The organism is Phyllobacterium sp. P5_D12 (assembly GCF_054049495.1).
On the sequence record NZ_JBFUMG010000810.1, the window covers coordinates 1 to 1,515 of the forward strand.

General features: G+C 58.5%; 2 protein-coding genes. Both read right to left on the minus strand.

Annotated features, from left to right (window positions below):
- A partial coding sequence (locus ACXJ5O_RS26640) for an ABC transporter transmembrane domain-containing protein (protein ID WP_457302534.1) occupies positions 1-651 on the minus strand: 651 nt, incomplete at its 3' end.
- A gap of 4 nt (positions 652-655) precedes the next feature.
- Positions 656-1,228, minus strand: a complete 573-nt coding sequence (locus ACXJ5O_RS26645) for a GbsR/MarR family transcriptional regulator (protein ID WP_112531168.1) — start codon at positions 1,226-1,228, stop codon at positions 656-658.
- Positions 1,229-1,515 lie beyond the last annotated feature (287 nt).

A 1,515-nucleotide genomic window follows, 5' to 3' on the forward strand; every position in this document is an offset into this window, starting at 1 on the left:
GACAAGCTGCTTCTCGCTCGCCGCCTTGGCACGCCAGCCAATCAGGGCCATGAAAACCGGAATCAGAGGAGCGGAAACTAACAAGACTATAGCTACCGCCCAGGACAACGGCAGAACACAAAGCATAATACCAATGGGAACAATCGTTGCCTTCAGCCGCGCCGGGCGAAACCGCGAAAGATAGGGCACGATGGCCTCTGCCTGCTCGGCCAGCACACTCGCAGCGAAACCGGAGGCCGGCCGTTCCATATCCAGCGGTGAGCGCCGGGCCAGTGCCGCCACGGCTTTGTCGCGTTTCGTGGACAACACAGCGCGGGCGGCGCGAAAAGCAAGCCGGCTTCCAAATGCATCGAGCAGCGCCCGGAACACGCCAATCGCAACGACGCCAAGAACCAGCCAGTGGATATTCCCCATTCCTTTGCCGGCAACGATACTACCGACCCCCGTGGCGAGGAGCAAAGCCTGCGGTAACCATAACAGGGACGCGAGCACCAGAACAATGGGCGCCACCCTCTCGGCGCGTGCAGCGCCAGGAGAACTCCCGGATTTTTCCGCTAAATTTGATGACGCGGACCGCAGCGCTGCGCTGTCGTCCGCAAAATCACGCTGCGTGCGGAGCGCTATCGAGGACGAATGTGCTGCCGGTGCCATCACTTCAACCCTTCTCGGGAGAACGCTTCGACCTGCCGAGGGATACGATCTTGTCCTTCGCCTCCAGCAGTCTTGTGACTTTCGCACCCAGCGTCAATAGGGTCGCCAAACGGTCCGTCTCAAGCTTCTTGACGTCGTCGTACCAATTGGTCAGTTGCTCGATGAGGCTGTGCATCTCACCCATCCGCGCCTGCGCATGGCGTTCTGCGTCGCTGGCCGGCTGCTGCATCAGGATTTCGCGCAAAACGGACAATGTCGGATCGACTTCGCGCTTCTTTCGTTCCTCTGCAAGTGTACGCAGAATCTGCCAGACATCGTCCGGCGTCGTGAAGAAATCGCGGCGATCGTCGGGAAGATGTTTGAGCAGCACGAGGTTCCACGCCTGCAATTCGCGCAAACTCATCGACACGTTCGAGCGGGAGATTCCCAGCGCATCGACGATCTGTTCGGCATTGAGCGGATCGGGCGAGACATAGAGCAGGGCGTAGATCTGGCCGACAGTGCGGTTGATTCCCCACCGGCTTCCCATTTCGCCGAAGTGCAGAACGAAGGATTGAACGAGCGGCGGTAGATTCATCGGCTTATCCCGTTGCAACTGTTATTTCAGCAATTACTGAAATGACGATATTTAACAAATCATAAATTTGCAAGGGGGTGGGTTTGGGACATGACAGAAAGGAAAGGGGAGGGGAGGGTGCTGCAGACCGCAGCTTCTTAACCCTCCCCTTGTGGGGAGGGCAGGAGCGAAGCGACGGGGAGGGGAAACGCTTACATGTTTGGTCGCCGTCAGGCTTAACATCGAAGCTTCGAAAAGACCCCTCCCTGCTGCTGCGCAGCCTCCCTCCCCACAAGGGGGAGGGTAAG

Excerpts from the sequence above, each read along its gene's own strand:
- ACXJ5O_RS26645 (WP_112531168.1), bottom strand. The coding sequence starts at position 1,228 with ATGAATCTACCGCCGCTCGTTCAATCCTTCGTTCTGCACTTCGGCGAA.